Annotated in this window: 15 protein-coding genes and 2 tRNA genes; 14 read left to right on the top strand and 3 right to left on the bottom strand. The window is 64.8% G+C overall.

What is annotated here, in order from left to right; all coding sequences use genetic code 11:
- The first annotated feature begins 67 nt into the window (after positions 1-67).
- Positions 68-1,462, top strand: coding sequence for a nucleotide 5'-monophosphate nucleosidase PpnN (gene ppnN / locus ACYX7E_RS08710; RefSeq protein ID WP_462080176.1), 1,395 nt, complete (start codon positions 68-70; stop codon positions 1,460-1,462).
- Positions 1,463-1,502: 40 nt separating this feature from the next.
- Here the strand turns inward: ppnN and ACYX7E_RS08715 are convergent, their stop codons facing one another.
- Positions 1,503-2,531, bottom strand: a complete 1,029-nt coding sequence (locus tag ACYX7E_RS08715) for a sensor histidine kinase (RefSeq protein ID WP_462080177.1) — start codon at positions 2,529-2,531, stop codon at positions 1,503-1,505.
- Between the two features lie 195 nt (positions 2,532-2,726).
- Here ACYX7E_RS08715 and ACYX7E_RS08720 point away from each other — a divergent pair, with 195 nt between their 5' ends.
- From ACYX7E_RS08720 to ACYX7E_RS08750, 7 genes are all read left to right on the top strand, one after another.
- Entirely contained in the window at positions 2,727-3,224 is a 498-nt protein-coding gene (locus ACYX7E_RS08720) for a GspH/FimT family pseudopilin (RefSeq protein WP_462080178.1), read from the top strand.
- Between the two features lie 5 nt (positions 3,225-3,229).
- Positions 3,230-3,751 carry a type IV pilus modification protein PilV gene (pilV, locus tag ACYX7E_RS08725; RefSeq protein WP_462080179.1) on the top strand — a complete coding sequence of 174 codons (522 nt, stop codon included), beginning with the start codon at positions 3,230-3,232 and terminating at the stop codon, positions 3,749-3,751.
- Complete coding sequence (locus ACYX7E_RS08730; RefSeq protein WP_462080180.1) at positions 3,748-4,743, top strand: PilW family protein; 996 nt, start codon at positions 3,748-3,750, stop codon at positions 4,741-4,743. Before pilV ends, ACYX7E_RS08730 begins: the two co-directional genes overlap by 4 nt.
- Positions 4,740-5,264: a pilus assembly PilX family protein gene (locus ACYX7E_RS08735; protein WP_462080181.1), complete on the top strand. Its 525-nt coding sequence runs from the start codon at positions 4,740-4,742 to the stop codon at positions 5,262-5,264. The genes ACYX7E_RS08730 and ACYX7E_RS08735 overlap by 4 nt, the downstream gene beginning before the upstream one ends.
- Positions 5,265-5,276: 12 nt before the next feature.
- The gene (locus ACYX7E_RS08740; RefSeq protein ID WP_462080182.1) at positions 5,277-9,083 is read left to right on the top strand and encodes a PilC/PilY family type IV pilus protein; all 3,807 of its coding nucleotides are present in this window, start codon (positions 5,277-5,279) and stop codon (positions 9,081-9,083) included.
- 26 nt (positions 9,084-9,109) lie between these two features.
- Entirely contained in the window at positions 9,110-9,574 is a 465-nt protein-coding gene (locus ACYX7E_RS08745) for a type IV pilin protein (protein ID WP_462080183.1), read from the top strand.
- A gap of 81 nt (positions 9,575-9,655) precedes the next feature.
- Positions 9,656-9,732: transfer RNA gene (locus ACYX7E_RS08750), tRNA-Asn, on the top strand.
- A gap of 66 nt (positions 9,733-9,798) precedes the next feature.
- Here ACYX7E_RS08750 and ACYX7E_RS08755 read toward each other — a convergent pair.
- Positions 9,799-10,326, bottom strand: a complete 528-nt coding sequence (locus ACYX7E_RS08755; protein ID WP_462080184.1) for a GspH/FimT family pseudopilin — start codon at positions 10,324-10,326, stop codon at positions 9,799-9,801.
- Positions 10,327-10,538: 212 nt separating this feature from the next.
- On the opposite strand from ACYX7E_RS08755, the gene uvrB reads away from it, so the two are divergent.
- The 5 genes from uvrB (at position 10,539) to ACYX7E_RS08780 (ending at position 15,926) form a co-directional block, all read left to right on the top strand.
- On the top strand, positions 10,539-12,575 hold the full coding sequence (gene uvrB / locus ACYX7E_RS08760) for an excinuclease ABC subunit UvrB (RefSeq protein ID WP_462080185.1): 2,037 nt from the start codon (positions 10,539-10,541) through the stop codon (positions 12,573-12,575).
- Between the two features lie 60 nt (positions 12,576-12,635).
- Positions 12,636-12,710 (top strand) — tRNA-Val (locus ACYX7E_RS08765).
- 168 nt (positions 12,711-12,878) lie between these two features.
- Positions 12,879-13,892: an alpha/beta fold hydrolase gene (locus ACYX7E_RS08770; RefSeq protein WP_462080186.1), complete on the top strand. Its 1,014-nt coding sequence runs from the start codon at positions 12,879-12,881 to the stop codon at positions 13,890-13,892.
- Positions 13,893-14,018: 126 nt separating this feature from the next.
- Positions 14,019-14,420 (top strand): MAPEG family protein, encoded by a 402-nt coding sequence (locus tag ACYX7E_RS08775; protein WP_462080187.1) that lies wholly within the window; start codon positions 14,019-14,021, stop codon positions 14,418-14,420.
- Between the two features lie 183 nt (positions 14,421-14,603).
- Positions 14,604-15,926 carry a COG3904 family protein gene (locus ACYX7E_RS08780; protein ID WP_462080188.1) on the top strand — a complete coding sequence of 441 codons (1,323 nt, stop codon included), beginning with the start codon at positions 14,604-14,606 and terminating at the stop codon, positions 15,924-15,926.
- A 140-nt stretch (positions 15,927-16,066) separates the two neighbouring features.
- Here ACYX7E_RS08780 and ACYX7E_RS08785 read toward each other — a convergent pair whose 3' ends face one another.
- Complete coding sequence (locus ACYX7E_RS08785) at positions 16,067-17,914, bottom strand: ABC transporter ATP-binding protein (RefSeq protein WP_462080189.1); 1,848 nt, start codon at positions 17,912-17,914, stop codon at positions 16,067-16,069.
- Between the two features lie 698 nt (positions 17,915-18,612).
- Here ACYX7E_RS08785 and soxR point away from each other — a divergent pair.
- Positions 18,613-19,041 carry a redox-sensitive transcriptional activator SoxR gene (gene soxR / locus ACYX7E_RS08790; RefSeq protein ID WP_462080257.1) on the top strand — a complete coding sequence of 143 codons (429 nt, stop codon included), beginning with the start codon at positions 18,613-18,615 and terminating at the stop codon, positions 19,039-19,041.
- Positions 19,042-19,108 lie beyond the last annotated feature (67 nt).

The raw sequence follows: 19,108 nt of genomic DNA on the forward strand, positions 1-19,108 counted from the left end.
GAAACCCGGCCGTTTCCTTTTGCGGACATGGGTGCGCTAAAGTCGCGCTTCAAAGAGGAAGGGATACATGACCGAGACAACAGGCAAGACGGCAGCGAGGGCGCTGCCGGTGGTGAACGCCCGGATCTACCCGAAGGGCGGGCTCGACATCCTGTCGCGCGACGAAGTGGCGCGCCTGAAGGATGCCTCCAGTGGCGGCATGCACGACCTGCTGCGCCGTTGCGCGCTGGCGGTGCTGACCAGTGGCAGCGCCTCCGACGATCCGCGCGCGGCGCAGGAGCTGTATCCGGATTTCGACATCCAGGTCCAGCAGCAGGACCGTGGCATCAAGATCGAACTGTCGAACGCGCCGGCCATGGCCTTTGTCGATGGCGAGATCATCCGCGGCGTCGCCGAACTCCTGTTCGCCGTCGTGCGCGACCTGGCCTATACCGCGATCGAACTGGGACCCGAATATGCCGAAGACCTGGAGTCGTCCGCGGGGCTGACCAATGCGGTGTTCGGCCTGCTGCGTAACGGTCGCCTGTTGCAGCCGTCGGATCCGAACCTGGTCGTCTGCTGGGGCGGACATTCGATCGGCCGCGACGAATACGAATACACCAAGCTGGTCGGCTACGAGCTGGGCCTGCGCGGTCACGATATCTGCACCGGCTGCGGCCCGGGCGCGATGAAGGGACCGATGAAAGGCGCGACGATCGCGCACGCCAAGCAGCGCAAGCGCCGCACGCGCTACATCGGCATCACCGAGCCCGGCATCATCGCCGCGGAGTCGCCGAATCCGATCGTCAATCACTTGGTGATCATGCCGGACATCGAGAAGCGCCTCGAGGCCTTCGTCCGGCTGGGGCACGGCATCATCGTGTTTCCCGGTGGCGTCGGCACGGCCGAGGAGATCCTGTATCTGCTCGGCATCCTGCTGCGCGAAGAGAACGCGAAGCTGCCGTTCCCGTTCATCCTGACCGGCCCGGTCGCGTCGGCTGCGTATTTCGAGCAGATCGACCAGTTCATCCGCCTGACCCTGGGCGAAGCTGCGGCCGCGCGCTACGAGATCATCATCGGCGAGCCCGACAAGGTCGCGCGGCACATGACCGCCGGCATCCGCAAGGTCCGCGAGCACCGGATCGCGCACAAGGATTCGTTCTTCTTCAACTGGGCACTCGAAGTGCCGTTGTCGTTCCAGCAGCCGTTCCAGCCGACGCATGAAGCGATGGCCGCACTCGACCTGCACCATGGTCGCAAGCCTCACGAACTGGCGGCCGACCTGCGTCGCGCGTTCTCCGGCATCGTCGCCGGCAACGTCAAGGAAGACGGCATGCGCAGGATCGAGCAGTTCGGCCCGTTCCAGATCAGCGGCGATACCGACATCATGCGCGCCCTGGACGCATTGCTGCAGGCCTTCGTCGAACAGCGGCGCATGAAGATTTCGGGCGCCTACAAGCCCTGCTACGACGTCGTGGTCTGAGCCAGCGGCAGGGCACCGGAAAACCGGGACCTGCCGCGCATCAGCGGTATAACGGGATCGTCAGCGTTGCGACGTGGCGGCCGGCCTGCTGTCCCGTTGTCAGGGAGCCTGCACCCGCGGTCAGCTCGGCAATGCGATGTGACACCGAGGCCATGCCGATGCCGTGCCCGGACGTCTGTCTCGGGGATCCGGCCGCCGGCATGTCGTTGCGGATCGTGATCATGACGTTGTCGGCGTCGACCGCGATCAGGATCTCGATGTCGCCGCCTTCGACGATGCGCTCGACACCATGGCGGACCGCATTCTCCACGAGCGGCTGCACGCACAGGGCGGGCACGGTGATGTCGGGTAACGGGTCTGGTCGCTCCCAGTGGGTCCGCAGGCGATCGCCGAGCCTGAGCTGCTCGATCGACAGATAGCGCTGCACCAGGTCGATCTCCGAGGCCAGCGTGATGTGCTCCGGCCCGGTCAGCGCTGCCCGGAACAGATCCGCCAGATCCAGCAGCAGGTGTTCGGCTGCCTCCGGCTTGGCATGGATCAGCGCGGCACCGGTGTTGAGCGTGTTGAACAGGAAATGCGGGTGGGTCCTGGCCTTCAGCGATTCCAGTTCGGCGTGCTTGGCCTGGACCGCGAACTGCTGCGCGCGCAGATGGTTCTGGAAGGCGGCAAGCCCCAGCAGGCCGACCGTCAGGGCAATGCCTGCCGCCCGCAGCAGGGTTTGGGACCATTGCGATGAGGGCGCGTCAGCTGGGCCCGCCATCAACCAGCCGGCGAGGCCGTGCACCAGCAGGGTCATCAGCAACAGAAGCAGGAGTGCGATGTACAGCACGGTCTTCTGCGGCAGCCGCGACAACGGTGCCCTGATCAGGTACAGCGAGGCCAAGGTGCTCAGCATGACCCACTGGATCGCGAGCGAGGCCAGGCCGAAATGGATCAGCCGGTCGCCGGAAACGCCCGGCGCCAGCGCCAGCACGACGGCCAGGCCCTCGCCCGCCAGGACCGTCCAGATCAGGACTGAAGGCTGATGGAGCGCGTCCAGTGGCGTGGTGGCGGGTGGCTTTGCCTGCATCGAAGTCTGAGCCGGAAGGATGTGCACATCATGCTCGTTGCCTGCCACGGCCGGCAATGCCGCCACTCATGCAAGGGACCGCACCGCTCATCGGGCCATGCTTGGATCTGCCTGCACGGCTCTCTACTGTGCGGCCATGGGTAGCAGGGGATACAGATCATGAGGCGGGTTTGCCTTTGGCGCGGTCGAGGCGGCATGGCAGCGCCTGTGCGTGGCTACACGTTGATCGAGTTGATGGTGACGGTGGCGGTGATGGCCGTCGTACTCGCGATTGCCACGCCCAGCTTCACCTCGGTCGTCAATGGCAACCGGCTCGGCTCGCAGACCGAGGAGCTCGTCTCCAGCCTGCAATTCGCCAGGAGCGAAGCCTTGCGTCGCAGCCAGGCCGTGACGCTGTGTCAGACGGCGGATGGTGCGACCTGTGGCGCTGCGCCGGCGGGCCAGATGCAATGGGTCGTCATCGCCAATGGCGCTGTGGTGCGGAGCTTTGCGATCAAGCAGCCGGTGGTGTTGTTCGGCAGCACGAACACGGTCAGGTTCCTGGCCAATGGCATGGCCGATGCCGATGCCAATTTCACCCTGTGCATTGCCACCACGCTTCCCGTCGAGAACCAGCGTGTCGTCAGTCTGCTGGTGGGGGGCAGGGCGGCGGTCGCGCGCCGCAACGGCAATGGCCAGTGCAACGCGGGATGAGGGCCATGACCAGTCATTTGAATCGTAATCGCGGGCGTCGCCAGGCGCTTGATGACAAGCAGATGCAGCGCGGAACCAGCCTGATCGAGGTGATGGTGTCCGTCCTGGTGCTGGCTATCGGCCTGCTGGGGATCGCTGCGATGCAGGCGACAGCATTGCGCAACAGCGGCAGTTCGCTGGGCCGAAGTCAGGCGGTCATCCAGAGCTACGCAGCGCTGGATGCGATGCGGGGAAATCGGACGCAGGCATTGGCCGGCGGTTACAACATGGCAGCACTCGAATGCACCTTGCCTACGGGAGCAGCTGGCGGGAACCTGGCGACCAACGATATCAATCGGTGGATCACGGACCTGAAGAACGCGCTCGGTCCGGACGCCTGCGGAAGAATCGAATGCGCGGCAGGGGCTGCCGAGTGCCAGGTCACGATCCGCTGGGATGACAGTCGCGCGTCGGAGACCGCCGCAGATGGCGGTGCGGTGGCGGCCGGTGCCGCGCAGAGCCAGTTGGTGACGAGGGCAAGGCTATGAAGGCTTCATTCCGGCGTGTCGGCGGCTTCAGCCTTGTCGAACTGATGATCTCGCTGCTGCTCGGTACCATGGTCATGGTGGCGGCCATCGGCATCTTTTCGTCGAACCGGCAGACTTTCACGACCACCGAAGGCGTTGGGCGCATCCAGGAAAACATGCGCTTTGCGTTTGAGCTGATGGCGCACGACCTGCGTGAAGCAGGCGGAAATCCCTGTGGCCACCATGTGCCGCTGTCCAATGTCATCAACGGGTCCGCCACGCGCTGGTGGACCAATCTGAATTCTGCCGAGGATGCTGCTGGCGAGCTGACCAATCCCTGGTGGAACACATTGCTGGGGGTCGCCCCGCTCGCGACCGACGAAGGCACGGCTGCCGGTAGCCGGCTTGCAGGCACTGAGGCGATCCAGTTGCTGTCGGCCGATACCTCCGTGGCGACGGTGACATCGCACAACGGGACGACCTTCGTGCTCAATACCGCCGCGCATGGCCTGCAGAGCGGGAACCTGTTGCTGGTCTGCAATGCAAGGCAGGCTTCGGCCTTCCAGGGCACGGTGGCGGGCACGTTGGTGACACACCCGGTTACGGGGACGCCCGGCAACTGCACCGGCAACCTCGGGTTGCCTGCCGGTTGCGGGGCGCAGGCATTCTCCTACACGCCGAATTCGATGATCTCCAGGTTGAACGCCTCACGCTGGTTTGTGGGCCTGAACGGGCGCGGCGGTAGTTCGCTGTATCTGTCCAGGACGAATGCCAATGGGCAGGGCATGACCAACCAGGAAATGGTGGACGGCGTGACCGGGCTGAGCTTCCAGTATCTGCGGACAGGCGATTCCAACTATGTCAATCAGGCCGGCGTCGGGGGTCGCTGGGGTGATGTGGTCGCCGTCCGGGTCACGGTGACGGTCAATGCAGAGAACGCGCGTGGAACCAATGGCAATCCCCTGTCGCGCACCTTGGTGCATACCGTCAGCCTGAGGAGTCGGAACGCATGAATCTGTCCTCTGCGCGCAGGAACGAGCAGGGTGTCTCGCTGCTGGTCGTGCTGGTACTGCTGCTGGTGATGACCCTGCTGGGCGTCGCGGTGCTGCGCACGACCCTGCTGGAAGAGCGCATGACGGCGAATCTCTACGATCGCAGCCTCAGCTTCCAGTCGGCCGAATCGGCATTGCGCGAAGGAGAGCTGGTGGCTGCGACGGGCCCCACGCCACCCGCCAGTGGTTGTGCCAATGGCGTCTGCGCGACGCCTGCAGCCGGCAGCACGGAGCGCTGGCTGGATACCGCCTTCGTTACCGGGTGGCGGGCCGGGACTCGGTCCACCGAAGCGCAGGCCGCCTTGCTGCCGGCCTCGTCTTTCATCGTCGAGTTCATGGGGCTCGCACCGTCGTGGCCGGGATGCGACCGGATGGTCCCGGTTCCCAATCTGTGCATGCGGCCGTCGTATCGCATTACCGCACGCAGCGTCCAAGCCGACCGCGCGCCGGTGATCCTGCAATCCAACTACGTCATGCGCTGACGGAGTCACGTCATGTCCACCAGGTCCAGGTCCATTCCGCCGCAACGCAAGCTTCGCGAACGTATGCTCGCGTTCTGCCTGTCGTTGCTATCCGTGTTGCTGGCATTGCCCGCAACCGCGGCCATCGACATTCCCACCGATCCGTTGACGACGGGTGCGCGTGTTCCGCCCAACATCCTCTTCATCCTCGATGACTCGGGTTCGATGGCGTTCGACGCCATGCCGGACAGTAGCATTGGTACAGAGTGGGACAATCGCAGTTACGTGCACAATGCGGTCTACTACAATCCGGCAACCAACTATCAGCCATGGATCGCGGCCAACGGTTCGCCGATGACAGGCGGTACTTCTTACGGTGCCGTCTACGGCGATTTCAACCTTGCGAGTGGCGGCACGATCGATCTGGCCGACAGTAGCAGTTGTCGGAGTTACAACAAGAACAATAATGCTACGTCAGGAGAGATGTTGGTAGGCGGAACCCAGGTCTGCGGAGGTGTGCAGACCTTCTATGTGCCCAAGGACCGGGCCAATACGAATGCGGCCTATCTGGCCGATCAGGCGAATTTCTATCGCTATCAGATCCTGGCAGATGGTCGGGTGATCCGTAGTGAGTGGTTGACATACAGTGCAGGTAGCTCGCCGAGTAGCAGCTACACGGAAACGCTTGGCAATTCGGGAACCGGATCCATTTCCTCGAACAGTTACCGTCCTGCGCTGACGGCATGGTCGTTCACAGTGCCGGCGAATGCGCGGAATCTGGTGATCACCAGCTCGGGCGGTTCAGTCAGCGGAACGAATCGTGGTGCGGACCTGTTCGTACGTTACAACAACGCGACAGTGACTACCGGCAGCTACACCCACCGATCGCAGAACAATGGCAATGCCGAAGAGATCTCCGTCCCGTCGCCATCGGCCGGAACCTGGTATGCAAGGCTGTACGCGCAGACTGCTTTCACTGGTGCTGTGACCGTGTCGATGTCTTACGAAACCGTCGACGGCGCGCTGGGCTGCGCCACGACGTTCAGTGGCAGTGGGTGGCGAAACTGCCAGGCGACGACGCCAACCGGGCGCAGCGCTGCAGATGAGCGGCAGAACTTTGCGACCTGGTTCTCGTACCATCGCACGCGCATGAAGTCTGCGAAAGCCGGTGCCAGTGAAGCCTTCAGCGAGTTGGGTAGCGATGTCCGGGTGGGCTACCGGACAATCTGGCAGCGCAATGGCGCGACGGTCACCGGCAACTGGCCCAGACAGGCCGTCCCGATTCCGGTGCAGTACAACAATGGCCTGTTCTCCGACGTCGTCGATGGCTCAAATACCTATGACAACCGGACGAAGTGGTACACGCGACTGCAAAGTACCATCGGCTATAACGGAACGCCTTTGCGTAGCGCGCTCCAAAGTGCCGGTGATTATTTCAGCAGTAGTGCTTCCGATGGACCTTATGGGCCGCAATCAGGGGTCGGTCAACTCGCATGCCGCCAGAATTTCACGATCTTGACCACGGATGGTTACTGGAACAGCGACGATAACTTCAACATCGGAAATACGGATAACGCCAGCGGCGTTACTATCACACACGGAACGACTGGCAGTACCTATCAGTACTCTGCGTCTGCTCCTTATCGCGACAACTTTTCCAATACGCTCGCGGACGTCGCGATGTATTACTGGAAGACGGACCTGCGCGCGGGCACGAGTGGCTTGAGCAATATCGTCCCGACGACGACCAAGAATCCCGCGTTCTGGCAGCACATGGTGACGTTTGGGATTTCGATCGGATTGAGTGGAAACACGGGTTTTACCAGTGTTGATGACGTGCCGGCCAACTATTCGCAATGGCCGGATCCGACCAATGCCGAAGACGCCGATCGCATCGACGATCTGCTGCATGCGGCTGTCAACTCGCGAGGAACGTTCCTGTCGGCATCCAATCCATCGGAGTTCTCGACAGGTCTGAAAGCGGCGCTTTCGACGATCGTGGAACGCACCGGTTCTTTCTCGAACGTCGCCGCAAACTCCACGTCGCTTGATACGGGGACGCGCATCTTCCAGGCGAATTACGTGTCCAGCGTGTGGTCTGGTGAACTGGCGTCCTATCCGTTCGTGGAACGCGTCGTTTCCACGTCGCCGCGCGTGGTAGAGAACGTGATTGCCGGAGAGCCCAGTTGGCGCGCCTCGACGGGTATTCCGGCGACGGGCCGGAAGGTGATTACCTATAACGGCACCGTGGGTCGCCTGTTTCCATCACAGGCCACAACGACACAGTTGGCGGCGTTGACCAGGATTTCGTCGCCGGCAGTCACCGGAGTCAACAATGCGGCCTATATTGCGGGTGCGCGCAATCTGGAGATGAGCCAGACTGGCGGAACCTTGAGGAACAGGAATTCTCTGCTCGGAGACATCGTGTCGTCGTCGCCTGCTTATGTGGAGGACACTGGGACCGTCTATGTCGGCGCCAACGACGGCATGCTGCACGCGGTCAATGCGACCAATGGCAGGGAACTGTTCGCCTACATCCCGAATATCGTCAACTGGGGGGCATTGGAGACATTGAGCCGTCCGGATTACTCGCATCGCTATTTCGTCGATGGGCCAGTGGTGGTCTCGACGCGCAAGCAGACGACCGATCGCAACATACTGGTCGGAACATTGGGCAAGGGCGGCAAGGGCTTGTACGCGTTGGATGTCACCAATCCGGCCACGTTCGGTGTCGACAATGTGCTCTGGGAGCGCAATGAAACGCCCGGTGGCAACATGGGGTTGGTGCAGGGTGAGCCCATCATCGCCAAATTGCCGACCGCCACGGGCGGTACGTTCAATGCATTGATCGTCGGTAATGGCGTCAACAGCACCAACAATCGTTCCGTGCTGCTGGTCTACGACCTCGTCTCGGGCGATCTGGTTCGCGAGATCAGTACAGGTGCTGGGTCGGCGACGTCTCCCAATGGTCTTTCGGCGCCCGTGGGTTGGGATGCCAATGGCGATGGCGTCGTCGAATACATCTATGCTGGCGATACCCTCGGCAATGTCTGGAAGTTCAACACCGCGGGTGCGCCCAGTAGTTGGGCTGTCGCAAACAGCGGCAATCCGATGTTCGTGGCGACCGATAGCGCGGGCATCCGCCAACCGATCAGTGGGCGCTTGACGGTAGCTCTGCATCCCTCGAATTTCACGACGTGGGTGTTCTTCGGTACTGGTCGGTTCGTTACCACTGACGACGTCGCCAACCGGACGACGCAGGGTCTGTATGGAATCCGCGATGATGGCGTCGTTGTGCAGCGGAGCAGCCTGATCCAACGTCAGACGGTGGTGGCCGGCAACTTCAGTTCGCGGCCGGTGCGTTCTTTCCAGGGTCATGCGCCATTGCCCTTGAGAACGACAGCCAACGAACTCGTACGTGGCTGGTATATCGACCTGCTGGAGCCGCCGAACCAGAGCGCGATTGGCGAACGCATCGTCACCGAAGCCCAGGTCATCAACCGTGTTCTGGTGGCCGCGAGCATCATTCCGACCGCTGATGCCTGTCAATCCGACGGACGTGGTTACATCAACGCATTGGATGCATTCACCGGGACGAGTCTGTCAGAGGGATACTTTGACGTCGACGGCGATGGCAGCTTTACCAACGACAAGTTGACCTCGGGCGACGAATCTTTGCTGATCGGTTCGGTGGATCTGGGTGTGGGCATGCCGACCTTGCCGAACCTGTTGCGCGACCTTGCCGTGGCTGGTGGGTCGTCCGGCGGCCGGGGGCAGATCCGGACCCGCGACAACAGGACGTCCGGTCGTGTGTCCTGGCGCGAAGTGGTTGTGGAGTGAGCCTGATGCAGACGGAGCCAACCCAGATGAAGCCAGTCCTGATGAAGCGGGTGCAGATGAAGCAGATGCCAGTGCCCGCAGTCCGGGCGTTGATTGTCCAGCGAGGATTCACGCTGATCGAAATCATGATCGTAGTGCTGATCATCGCGGTCCTGGCTGCGATTGCCCTGCCGAGTTACAACGACCATGTCACCAGGACCCGTCGGGCGACTGCGGCGGCGTGCCTGTTGGAGCGTGCCCAGTTCATGGAGCGGTACTACACGACGAACCTGACGTATGTGGGTGCGCCCAATCCCGCGCAATGCCAGGAGGTGCAGGCGTTCTATCAGATCTCGTTTCTTGCGGATCCTGCTGCCAATACCTATACGTTGCAGGCTGTCCCGCAGGGGCAGCAGGCCGATCGGGACACCGCCTGCGCGACCCTGTCCATCAACCAGCGGGGCGTGCGGGCGGTCAGTGCGACCGGAGCCAATCCGATGACCTGCTGGTGAACCGGGACGCGGCCGGGAGACTTCTTTCCGGCCTCCCGGGTGCTTGACCTCGCTGGCGCAAGCATTAGAATACCGGTCCCCGCCCGAATAGCTCAGCCGGTTAGAGCACTTGACTGTTAATCAGGGGGTCGTTGGTTCGAGTCCAACTTCGGGCGCCAGACACCGGAAAGCCTGCATCGGAAGATGCAGGCTTTTTCTTTGGGATGTCGCCGCCATTTCCGGGCTCATGAAGGGCAGGGAAGGCGATCTGGCGGATCGAAACGCCGGGCACGCCCGGTATTGCTGACGATCTGTTGCGTGGCCACCCGGGCATGGATGCACACGCTGATGGTGAGGTTGGTCCCGGGGCTTGTGCCGTCATGTCGGAACCGGAGGAAACGGCGATTCGCGACAATGACCGGGACGTACCTGCGCCCTGCCGGATGACGCTGTACCCAGAGGACGTCGGCATCATCATCGGGGCGGCCGTTACCATCCCGATCCATGAACACGATCCAGCCGCCGCTCCAGTCCGTCCCCGGTTGGCAGCGGCCCTCCGGGCCCAGCGGGCAGAGCATGACCGGCTGTCGACGCATCAGCGCGGACGCCCGCGCAAGCGCAAGGTCGTGGCCCAGCCGATGCGAGCTGGCGACTACCCGATGCCGCTCCAGCATCTGGCTGAACGCAGGGATTCCGACCGAGGCGACGATCGCCAGGATGGCGACCACCACGATCGCTTCGATGAGCGTGAATCCTGCGCTGCTGCGAGTCATTCCCTGCCCTCCATGGCCGGGTATCGAGGGGGTAGTCTGTGATCGCGGATACCCCGGCAGGCATCGGCCGATGTCATGCAGGGGGGTAGGAAAATCCCGTTGCAGTCCCCATCCAAGGCTTGCCGCTACACTGCCTGGTCGCGTCGCGGCGAGCCCTGCCACAGCGCCGCCACGGCGCTGGCGCGTACACCCTTCCGGATAGCCAAACCCCCATGAGCAGCGACGACACCACGCCATCCGCCGGATTCCAGCTTGCCGCCCCGTACGAGCCGGCGGGCGAGCAGCCGCAGGCGATCGCGGCCCTGATCGACGGTTTCGAGTCCGGGCTGGCGCGGCAGACGCTGCTGGGCGTGACCGGCTCGGGCAAGACCTACACGATCGCCAACGTGATCCAGCAGGTGCAGAAGCCGACCCTGGTCATGGCGCCCAACAAGACGCTGGCGGCGCAGCTGTATGGCGAGTTCAAGTCGTTCTTCCCGCACAACGCGGTCGAGTACTTCGTCAGCTATTACGACTACTACCAGCCCGAGGCCTATATCCCGTCGTCGGATACGTTCATCGACAAGGACAGTTCGGTCAACGAACACATCGAGCAGATGCGCCTGTCGGCGACCAAGGCGCTGCTGGAGCGTCGCGACACCATCATCGTCTGTACGGTGTCGGCGATCTACGGCCTCGGCGATCCCAACGAATACTTCAAGATGGTGCTGCACATGGTCCGCGGCGAGCGCATCGACCAGCGCGAGCTGATCCGCCGCTTGACCGAGATGCAGTACACCCGCAACGATACCGAGCTGCGTCGCGGTACCTACCGCGTGCGCGGCGAAGTTATCGACGTGCATCCGGCCGAGTCCGATGCCGAGGCGCTGCGGATCGAGCTGTTCGACGGCGAGATCGAGCGGCTGGTGCTGTTCGACCCACTGACCGGTGAGACCCAGCGAACCCTTGGTCGCTACACGATCTATCCGAAGTCGCATTACGTGACCACGCGGCGCACGACGCTGGACGCCATCGAAGCGATCAAGACCGAACTGCCCGAGCGCCTCGAGCAGTTTTACGCGGCCAACAAGCTGGTCGAGGCGCAGCGGCTGCAGCAGCGCACGCAGTTCGACCTGGAGATGATGGCCGAGGTCGGCTACTGCAACGGCATCGAGAACTACTCGCGGCACCTGACAGGGCGCATGCCCAACGAGGCGCCGCCGTGCCTGTTCGACTACCTGCCGCCGGATGCGCTGCTGGTCATCGACGAGTCCCACGTCACCGTTCCGCAGATCGGCGCGATGTACAAGGGCGATCGCTCGCGCAAGGAGACCCTGGTGGAGTTCGGGTTCCGGCTGCCGTCCGCGTTGGACAACCGCCCGTTGAAGTTCGACGAGTGGGAAGGCCGTTCGCCGCGAACGATCTTCGTGTCGGCGACGCCGGGCAAGTACGAGCTGGAGAAATCGGAAGGGCAGGTCACCGAGCTCGTGGTCCGGCCAACCGGGCTGATCGATCCGACGGTCGAGATCCGTCCGGTCGGCACCCAGGTCGACGACCTGCTGAGCGAGATCCACGCGCGCGTGGCGATGGGCGATCGCGTGCTGGTGACCACGCTGACCAAGCGCATGTCGGAGAACCTGACCGAGTACCTCGGCGACCACGACATCCGCGTGCGCTACCTGCATTCGGATATCGAGACCGTCGAGCGCGTGGAAATCATCCGCGACCTGCGGCTGGGCAAGTTTGACGTGCTGGTCGGCATCAACCTGCTGCGCGAAGGTCTGGACATGCCGGAGGTGTCGCTGGTCGCGATCCTGGATGCCGACAAGGAGGGCTTCCTGCGCTCGACCGGCTCGCTGATCCAGACCATCGGTCGCGCTGCGCGCAACGTCCGCGGCAAGGCGATCCTGTATGCCGACCGCATCACCCGCTCGATGCAGGCGGCGATCGACGAGACCGACCGCCGCCGGCAGAAGCAGGTCGAGTACAACGCCGAGCACGGCATCACGCCGCAATCGGTCGTCCGCGAGATCATGGACGTCATGGAAGGCGCCCGCGACGCGCCCGAGCTGGTCAAGGTCGGCAAGGGCAAGGGCCGCCGCGTCGCCGAGCCTACGGAGAACTACGCGGCGCTGGAGCCGGCGAAGCTGGCGGCGCGGCTCAAGGCGCTGGAACAGCAGATGTACCAGCACGCCCGCGACCTGGAGTTCGAGCAGGCCGCCCAGGTCCGCGACCAGATCCGCCAGATCCGCGAAGCGAGCCTGATGTGATGAACTTTGCACGGGAGGCTTCTGTTTCTGCTCCCGGCAGGGTATGATGCGCACCCTTCGGGGCGGTTAGCTCAGCGGTAGAGCACTACCTTGACATGGTAGGGGTCACAGGTTCGAACCCTGTACCGCCCACCACGCTTTACGGCGTGGACCCGAAGACCCGATGCGGCGCAGCCAGATGGCTTGCGCCGTTTCTATTTGGTCTATTTGGGCGTCTGGTTCCTGCGTGAGGCCGGTCCTGGGCCCACTCCCCCTGCACGCGGCGTCGATTACCCTGATCGCTGCCTGCGTCCGGGAATCGCGATGAGATCGACCTGCCTGCTTGCCTTGCTGTTGCTGCCTGGCCTTCTTGCCTCTGCATCTGCGGCCGAGCCCATGCGTTACGGCGGGGAACTGCAGGGCTTCGCTTACCCGCATCCGCGCCAGCAGTTCGCGCTGCAGTCGCAGGGACAGGCCTTGACGATGGCGTACATGGACGTTGCCCCGACGGCGGCGTCGAACGGGCGCACGGCGGTGTTGCTGCATGGCAAGAATTTCTGCGGGGCGACCTGGGCCGACACCCTCCAGGTGCTGACGGGCGCGGGTTACCGCGTGATCGCGCCGGACCAGGTCGGCTTCTGCGGGTCGAGCAAGCCGCGCGGGTACCAGTTCAGTTTTGCCCAGTTGGCCAGCCATACGCAGGCCCTGCTGCAATCGCTGCAGGTGGACCGGGTCACCCTGGTCGGCCACTCGATGGGCGGGATGCTGGCGGTGCGGTTTGCGCTGATGCATCCGCAGGCCGTCGAGCAGCTGGTGCTGGTCAATCCGATCGGGCTCGAGGACTGGCAGGCCGAAGGCGTGCCCTATGCCTCGATCGACACGCTGCTGGCCGGCGAGCGCAAGACTAGTGCCGACAGCATCAAGGCCTACCAGCTGAAGTACTACTACAACGGCCAGTGGGCGCCGCGCTACGACCGCTGGGTCGAGATGCTGGCGGGGATGTATGCCGGTCCCGATGGCGAGGTCGTGGCGCTGAACCAGGCCCAGACCTCGGAGATGTTGTTCACGCAGCCGGTCGTGCACGAGTTGCCACGCTTGCGCATGCCGACGGTATTGATCATCGGCGGCAAGGATCGCACCGCGCCGGGTGCCAACCGGGCGCCGCCCGAGCTTGCGGCCAGGCTGGGCGACTATCCGGTGCTTGGCCAGCGCGCGGCCGACGCCATTCCCGGGGCACGCCTGGTGTCGTTTCCGGAGCTGGGCCATTCGCCGCAGGTCGAGGCACCGGCGGTCTTCCATGCAGCGCTGCTGCGCGAGCTGGCGGCTTTGCAGCCTTGAGCGCGGATGCGAAAGACCGGGCCTGCGGCGCGGGCCAGACGCCGGTTCGGATATCCCGATCGACGGCGCGCGCCAGCTTCGCGCTGAGGTTAGGCTCGATCATTCCCGTAGCAGGAGCGTGCCGCGATGCCCTTCGAGATGACGATTGAACTGCAGATGCTGGCCTGGGCGATCGTACTGGGGTTCGTGCAGCTGACGCTGGCCTCGGCGCTGATGACGCGGCAGCGCGGCCTGGCCTGGAATGCCAGTGCGCGTGACGGCGAGGCCCGGCCCCTGACCGGCGTGGCCGCACGCGCGGACCGGGCGATGCGCAACTTTCTCGAGACCTTCCCGTTCTTCGCGGCCGCGGTGCTGGCGGTCGTGGCGGCAGGTCGCGCCGATGCCACGACCGCGCTCGGTGCCCAGCTCTACCTGTGGGCGCGCGTGGCCTATGTGCCGCTGTATCTGGCGGGAGTGCCTTACCTGCGCTCACTGGTCTGGACGGTGTCAGTGCTGGGCATCCTGCGGATCCTGTGGGCGCTGTTCTGACGCGAACGCCGCCGCGGGGGCATGCGCCGGCTGGCGGGGCGCGGACGCGATCGGCAGTCGGGCGTGGTGTCACGCAGATGGGCGTGATGGCGGCATCGATGGCGGCGTGTTCATCGAATGTTCGACTGCCACCATGGGCCACCTCTACACTGGGGGTCGTTGTCGACTCTTCCTGTCTCTGCCGTGACCGCGCCGTTCCCCACAGCCGTTGCCACGCATCCACACTGCGTCCGCCCGTCCGCCCTGCGGCTGTTCGGCTTGGGCTGCGTGGTCGTCGGCTTGCTTGCGGCGTGCCAGCCGTCTGAACCCGTACCGGTCGCGGCGGCGGTCGAAACCGTCCCGGTCGACAGCCCTGAAGATGGTGGCGCGGTCAGTACCGGCCCGGTCGCCGACGAGCCGCATGCGCCAACAGCGCCAGCGGCGGCACCGGTACCTCCGCAGATCGACTGGTCGCCGCTGGCCTTGCCCGAAGGCACCACGTCGATCAGCTGCGAGCTGGACTATGCCGCACAGGGCGATGGCGAGCCCTTGCTGGAGCTGTCGCGCGAGCGCATCGCCGCGCTGCTCGAGCCCTGTCGCGAGCGTGGCGTCCTGCGCCTGCGCTACGCCGGCAAGATCACCGCCGAGTTCACGGCATTGATCCAGCGCGTGGCCGATGTCGCCGACGCGATGGCGATCAACAAGCGCGTGCTCGACCTGAACTCCAGCGGCGGCTTGGTCGAGGATGCGATCAAGGCCGGCGACCTGATCGCCGAGTCGCGCTGGACGATCTGGGTACGCGAAGGCGCGGTCTGCCACAGCGCCTGCGTGTTCGTGCTGGGGGCGGGCGATGTCCGCATGATCAGCGGGCGGGTGGGCATCCACCGCATCATCCGCATGAGTTCGACCGCATCGACGCGGGTCGAGCTCAACAAGGAACTGCGTGCCGTCTACGAGCGCGTGCGTGACTATCTGGAGCGCAACGGTGTCGCGACCGCCGTGGCCGACCTGATGATGGCCGTGCCCAACCGCAATCTGCGCCTGCTGACCTCCGACGAACTGCAGCTGTATGGCCTCGACGGCATCAATCCGGCGCAGGACGACCTCGACCGGTTGAGACTGATGCGCAAGTGCGGGCAGGATTTCGTCGCGCGCCGGGACGCGTTCGTGCGGGCCTTCGATCTGCGCTGCAAGGCGCCCGACACCGAACTCGAGACGCTCAACAGCTGCGGTCTGGACCTGCGCAAGCAGTTCGGTTTCCCGGACGAGGCCTGCCCGGCGGAGAGCCCGATGTCGGAGTTCGATGGCATGGCCGATGCCGATCTGCAGCGGCTGATCCCGGTGAGCCTGCTACCGCCTGTGTCCAGGCCCGTGGAAACGGCGCATCCCGAAGGGGTCGCGGCGGAGACTGGGCTCGCAGGGACGCCCGGGTCCTCATCTTCGGCAGGGGCGACGCAGGGCAATGCGACGCGTGGCGGCCCGGTGGTCCCGGTGACGCGTCCGGCCCGCAGGACCGGGGCGGATTGAGCGGGCAGGCCGGATTGGGCGGGGCCTGATCTGACGGGGGCTGATTGGACGGGCCTGATAGTCGGCCTGATCAACGGGGCCGATCAACCGACCCGATCGGGCGGGGCAGCCCAGAGCTGCCCGCCCCACATGCTCTGCGATCAGGCGGGCACTGCGTCCGCGCCGGCATCGATGAAGCCGCCGGACTGACGTTGCCACAGTTGCGCGTACAGGCCGCCGGATGCGATCAGGTCTTCATGCGTGCCCTGTTCCACGATGCGGCCGTGGTCCATGACGATCAGCCGATCCATCGCCGCGATCGTCGACAGGCGATGCGCGATTGCGATGACGGTCTTGCCCGCCATCAACCGGTACAGGTTTTCCTGGATCACGCCTTCGACTTCGGAGTCGAGCGCCGACGTGGCTTCGTCCAGCACCAGGATCGGCGCATTCTTCAGCAGGACCCGCGCGATCGCGATGCGCTGGCGCTGGCCGCCCGACAATTTGACGCCGCGTTCGCCGACGTGCGCGTCGTAACCGTGGCGTCCGCTGCCGTCCGAGAGTTCGAGGATGAACTCGTGCGCGCGTGCCTGCCGGGCCGCGTCCAGCATCTCGGCCTCGGTCGCATCCGGGCGGCCATAGAGGATGTTGTCGCGGACAGAACGATGCAGCAGCGAGGTGTCCTGGGTGACGACGCCGATCTGCGCCCGCAGGGAGTCCTGTTCGACGCTGGCGATATCGACGCCATCGACGAGGATCGCGCCACGTTCGCGGTCGTGGAAGCGCAGCAGCAGGTTGACCAGCGTCGACTTGCCGGCGCCCGAGCGGCCGACCACGCCGATCTTCTCGCCGGGGCGCACGTGCAGGTCGAGCTGTTCGATGACGCCGCTGTCCTTGCCGTAGTGGAAGCTGACGTTGTCGAAGCGGATGTCGCCGCGCACCGGGGCGATCGCGGTGGCGCCTTCGGCATCGTCGACGGTCGGCGGCAGCGAGATCGAATTGATGCCGTCCTTGACGGTGCCGATGTTTTCGAACAGCGCCGACAGCTCCCACATGATCCATTGCGACATGCCCAGGATCCGCAGGGCCAGCGCGATGGCGACGGCGACCGCGCCGATGCTGACCGCGCCGCCCATCCACAGCCAGATGCCCAGCCCAGCGACCGAGAACAGCATCAGCATGTTCAGGGCGTAGTTGGCGCTGTGGACCCAGGTCACCAGTCGCATCTGCTCGTGCACGGTGCCCAGGAAGCCGTCCATGGCCTCACGCGAATACGCCTGCTCGCGCCGCGAGTGCGAGAACAGCTTCACGGTCGCGATGTTGGTGTAGCTGTCGACGATGCGCCCGGTCATCACCGAGCGCGCATCCGCCTGGCGTGCGCCGACCTCGCCGAGCTTCGGGACGAAATGGCGCATCAGTACCGCATAGCCCACCAGCCACGCGATGAACGGCAGCATCAGCCGCCAGTCCGCCGAGGCCGCGACGATCAGCGCGCCGCTCAGGTACACCAGCACGTAGTTGCCGACGTCCAGCAGCTTGAGGACGGTTTCGCGCACGGCCAGCGAGGTCTGCATCAGCTTGGTCGCGATGCGCCCGGCGAACTCGTCCTGGAAGTAGCCCATCGACTGCCGCAACAGGTAGCGGTGCACGTTCCAGCGGATGCGCATCGGGTAGTTGCCCAGCAGCACCTGGTGGATGACCAGCGAGTTGAACAGCGTCAGCACCGGCAACACCAGCAGCACCACGACGGCCATGACCGCGAGGCTGCGGCCCTCGGCCGCCAGGAAGGTGTCGGTGCCATGGCTGCCGAGGCGATCGACCAGGCTGCCGACGAAGGCGTACAGCGAGACTTCGGCGACCGCGATCGCGGCGGTCAACGCCGCCATCACCAGCAGCCAGTGTTCGGCGCCGCGGGTGTAATGGCGGCAGAACGCGTACAGCGACTTCGGCGGCTGCGCGGGCAGGGCGTCGGGGAATGGATTGAGGCGGCTTTCGAACCAGCGGAACATCAGTGGATCATCCTTGCAGTACAACAGTCATGGGGTGGTGGCGGGTGGTGCGGTGGCGCGACAGGCGGGGGGCGGTCGCCGTCGTCATGCCGATGCGCGCTGAAGTGCCGGGCGCAGGATCGGTTCAATCCTTCGCAGCACCGGCGTCGCGACGAAGGTGCTCACGGGCCACCCGTGGACGGCGGGGGCGCGTATCGCATGTCAGGTCGCGGCCACGCGGTCGATCGATACGCGTGTGCGGGTCTCTGGCCGTGAAGCGGCACATCGTCGCCGGATGACGCGGTGCGGGCACCGGGCTGCCGGAGCTGCAGCACGGTAGCGGCAATGGAACAACGCCGGTTCCCGGCGTTCCCGCGATCATGGCCTGCATCGACGACTGGCTTCAGGAAGACCCGATGGCGGCGATTGTACTCTGCCGTCGTCATCGGCAAAGGCGCGTGGCCATCGGGCGGTCTTGCGCCAGTCATGCTCGCTCCCGTCACCGGCGATGGGAGGCGGGCGATCGCATGCGGGCGATGGCATGCGAGCGAGGGCCGCGCCCGACCGCAGCGCGGCTGAAGCGGATGTCGGCTGCGCTCCGTATCGGCATGGGCAGGGTGATCGGTGAAGGCGGGGTTGGTATGATGCAACCTCTAGATTGCTTGAGGTCAAGGCCGGACATGGGGAACGAGCGACCATTGCGTGCGTCGCCAAAGGAAATGAGCGTGGGCCAGGTCGCGGCGCGCAGCGGCGTGGCGGTGTCCACCTTGCATTTCTACGAGAGCAGCGGCCTGATCCACAGCTGGCGCAACGCCGGCAACCAGCGTCGCTATTCGCGCGATGTGCTGCGTCGGGTCGCCGTGATCCGGGTGGCGCAGCGCACCGGCATCCCGCTGGCCGAGATCCGCGACGCGCTGGCGACGCTGCCGGATGCGCGCACGCCCAATGCCTCGGACTGGGCCCGCCTGTCGCGGCAGTGGACCTTGTCGTTGAACGAGCGCATCGCACGCCTGACCCGGTTGCGCGACGATCTGGACGGTTGCATCGGCTGCGGCTGCCTGTCTCTGAAGGAATGCCCGTTGCGCAACCCGGCCGACGAAATGGCCGCGCGGGGCCCGGGCGCCAGCTGGCTGGATCGCGACGCGTAGCAGGCGCCATCGGCGCGACGGCGCTGTCTGGGGCTGCTTCACGCGCCTCATGACGGCGGCCTCCTCC

This window comes from Luteimonas sp. RIT-PG2_3 (assembly GCF_054902115.1).

Coding starts and splice junctions, on each gene's coding strand:
- ppnN (WP_462080176.1), top strand. CDS start 68: ATGACCGAGACAACAGGCAAGACGGCAGCGAGGGCGCTGCCGGTGGTG.
- ACYX7E_RS08715 (WP_462080177.1), bottom strand. CDS start 2,531: ATGCAGGCAAAGCCACCCGCCACCACGCCACTGGACGCGCTCCATCAG.
- ACYX7E_RS08720 (WP_462080178.1), top strand. CDS start 2,727: ATGGCAGCGCCTGTGCGTGGCTACACGTTGATCGAGTTGATGGTGACG.
- pilV (WP_462080179.1), top strand. CDS start 3,230: ATGACCAGTCATTTGAATCGTAATCGCGGGCGTCGCCAGGCGCTTGAT.
- ACYX7E_RS08730 (WP_462080180.1), top strand. CDS start 3,748: ATGAAGGCTTCATTCCGGCGTGTCGGCGGCTTCAGCCTTGTCGAACTG.
- ACYX7E_RS08735 (WP_462080181.1), top strand. CDS start 4,740: ATGAATCTGTCCTCTGCGCGCAGGAACGAGCAGGGTGTCTCGCTGCTG.
- ACYX7E_RS08740 (WP_462080182.1), top strand. CDS start 5,277: ATGTCCACCAGGTCCAGGTCCATTCCGCCGCAACGCAAGCTTCGCGAA.
- ACYX7E_RS08745 (WP_462080183.1), top strand. CDS start 9,110: ATGAAGCCAGTCCTGATGAAGCGGGTGCAGATGAAGCAGATGCCAGTG.
- ACYX7E_RS08755 (WP_462080184.1), bottom strand. CDS start 10,326: ATGACTCGCAGCAGCGCAGGATTCACGCTCATCGAAGCGATCGTGGTG.
- uvrB (WP_462080185.1), top strand. CDS start 10,539: ATGAGCAGCGACGACACCACGCCATCCGCCGGATTCCAGCTTGCCGCC.
- ACYX7E_RS08770 (WP_462080186.1), top strand. CDS start 12,879: ATGAGATCGACCTGCCTGCTTGCCTTGCTGTTGCTGCCTGGCCTTCTT.
- ACYX7E_RS08775 (WP_462080187.1), top strand. CDS start 14,019: ATGCCCTTCGAGATGACGATTGAACTGCAGATGCTGGCCTGGGCGATC.
- ACYX7E_RS08785 (WP_462080189.1), bottom strand. CDS start 17,914: ATGTTCCGCTGGTTCGAAAGCCGCCTCAATCCATTCCCCGACGCCCTG.
- soxR (WP_462080257.1), top strand. CDS start 18,613: ATGAGCGTGGGCCAGGTCGCGGCGCGCAGCGGCGTGGCGGTGTCCACC.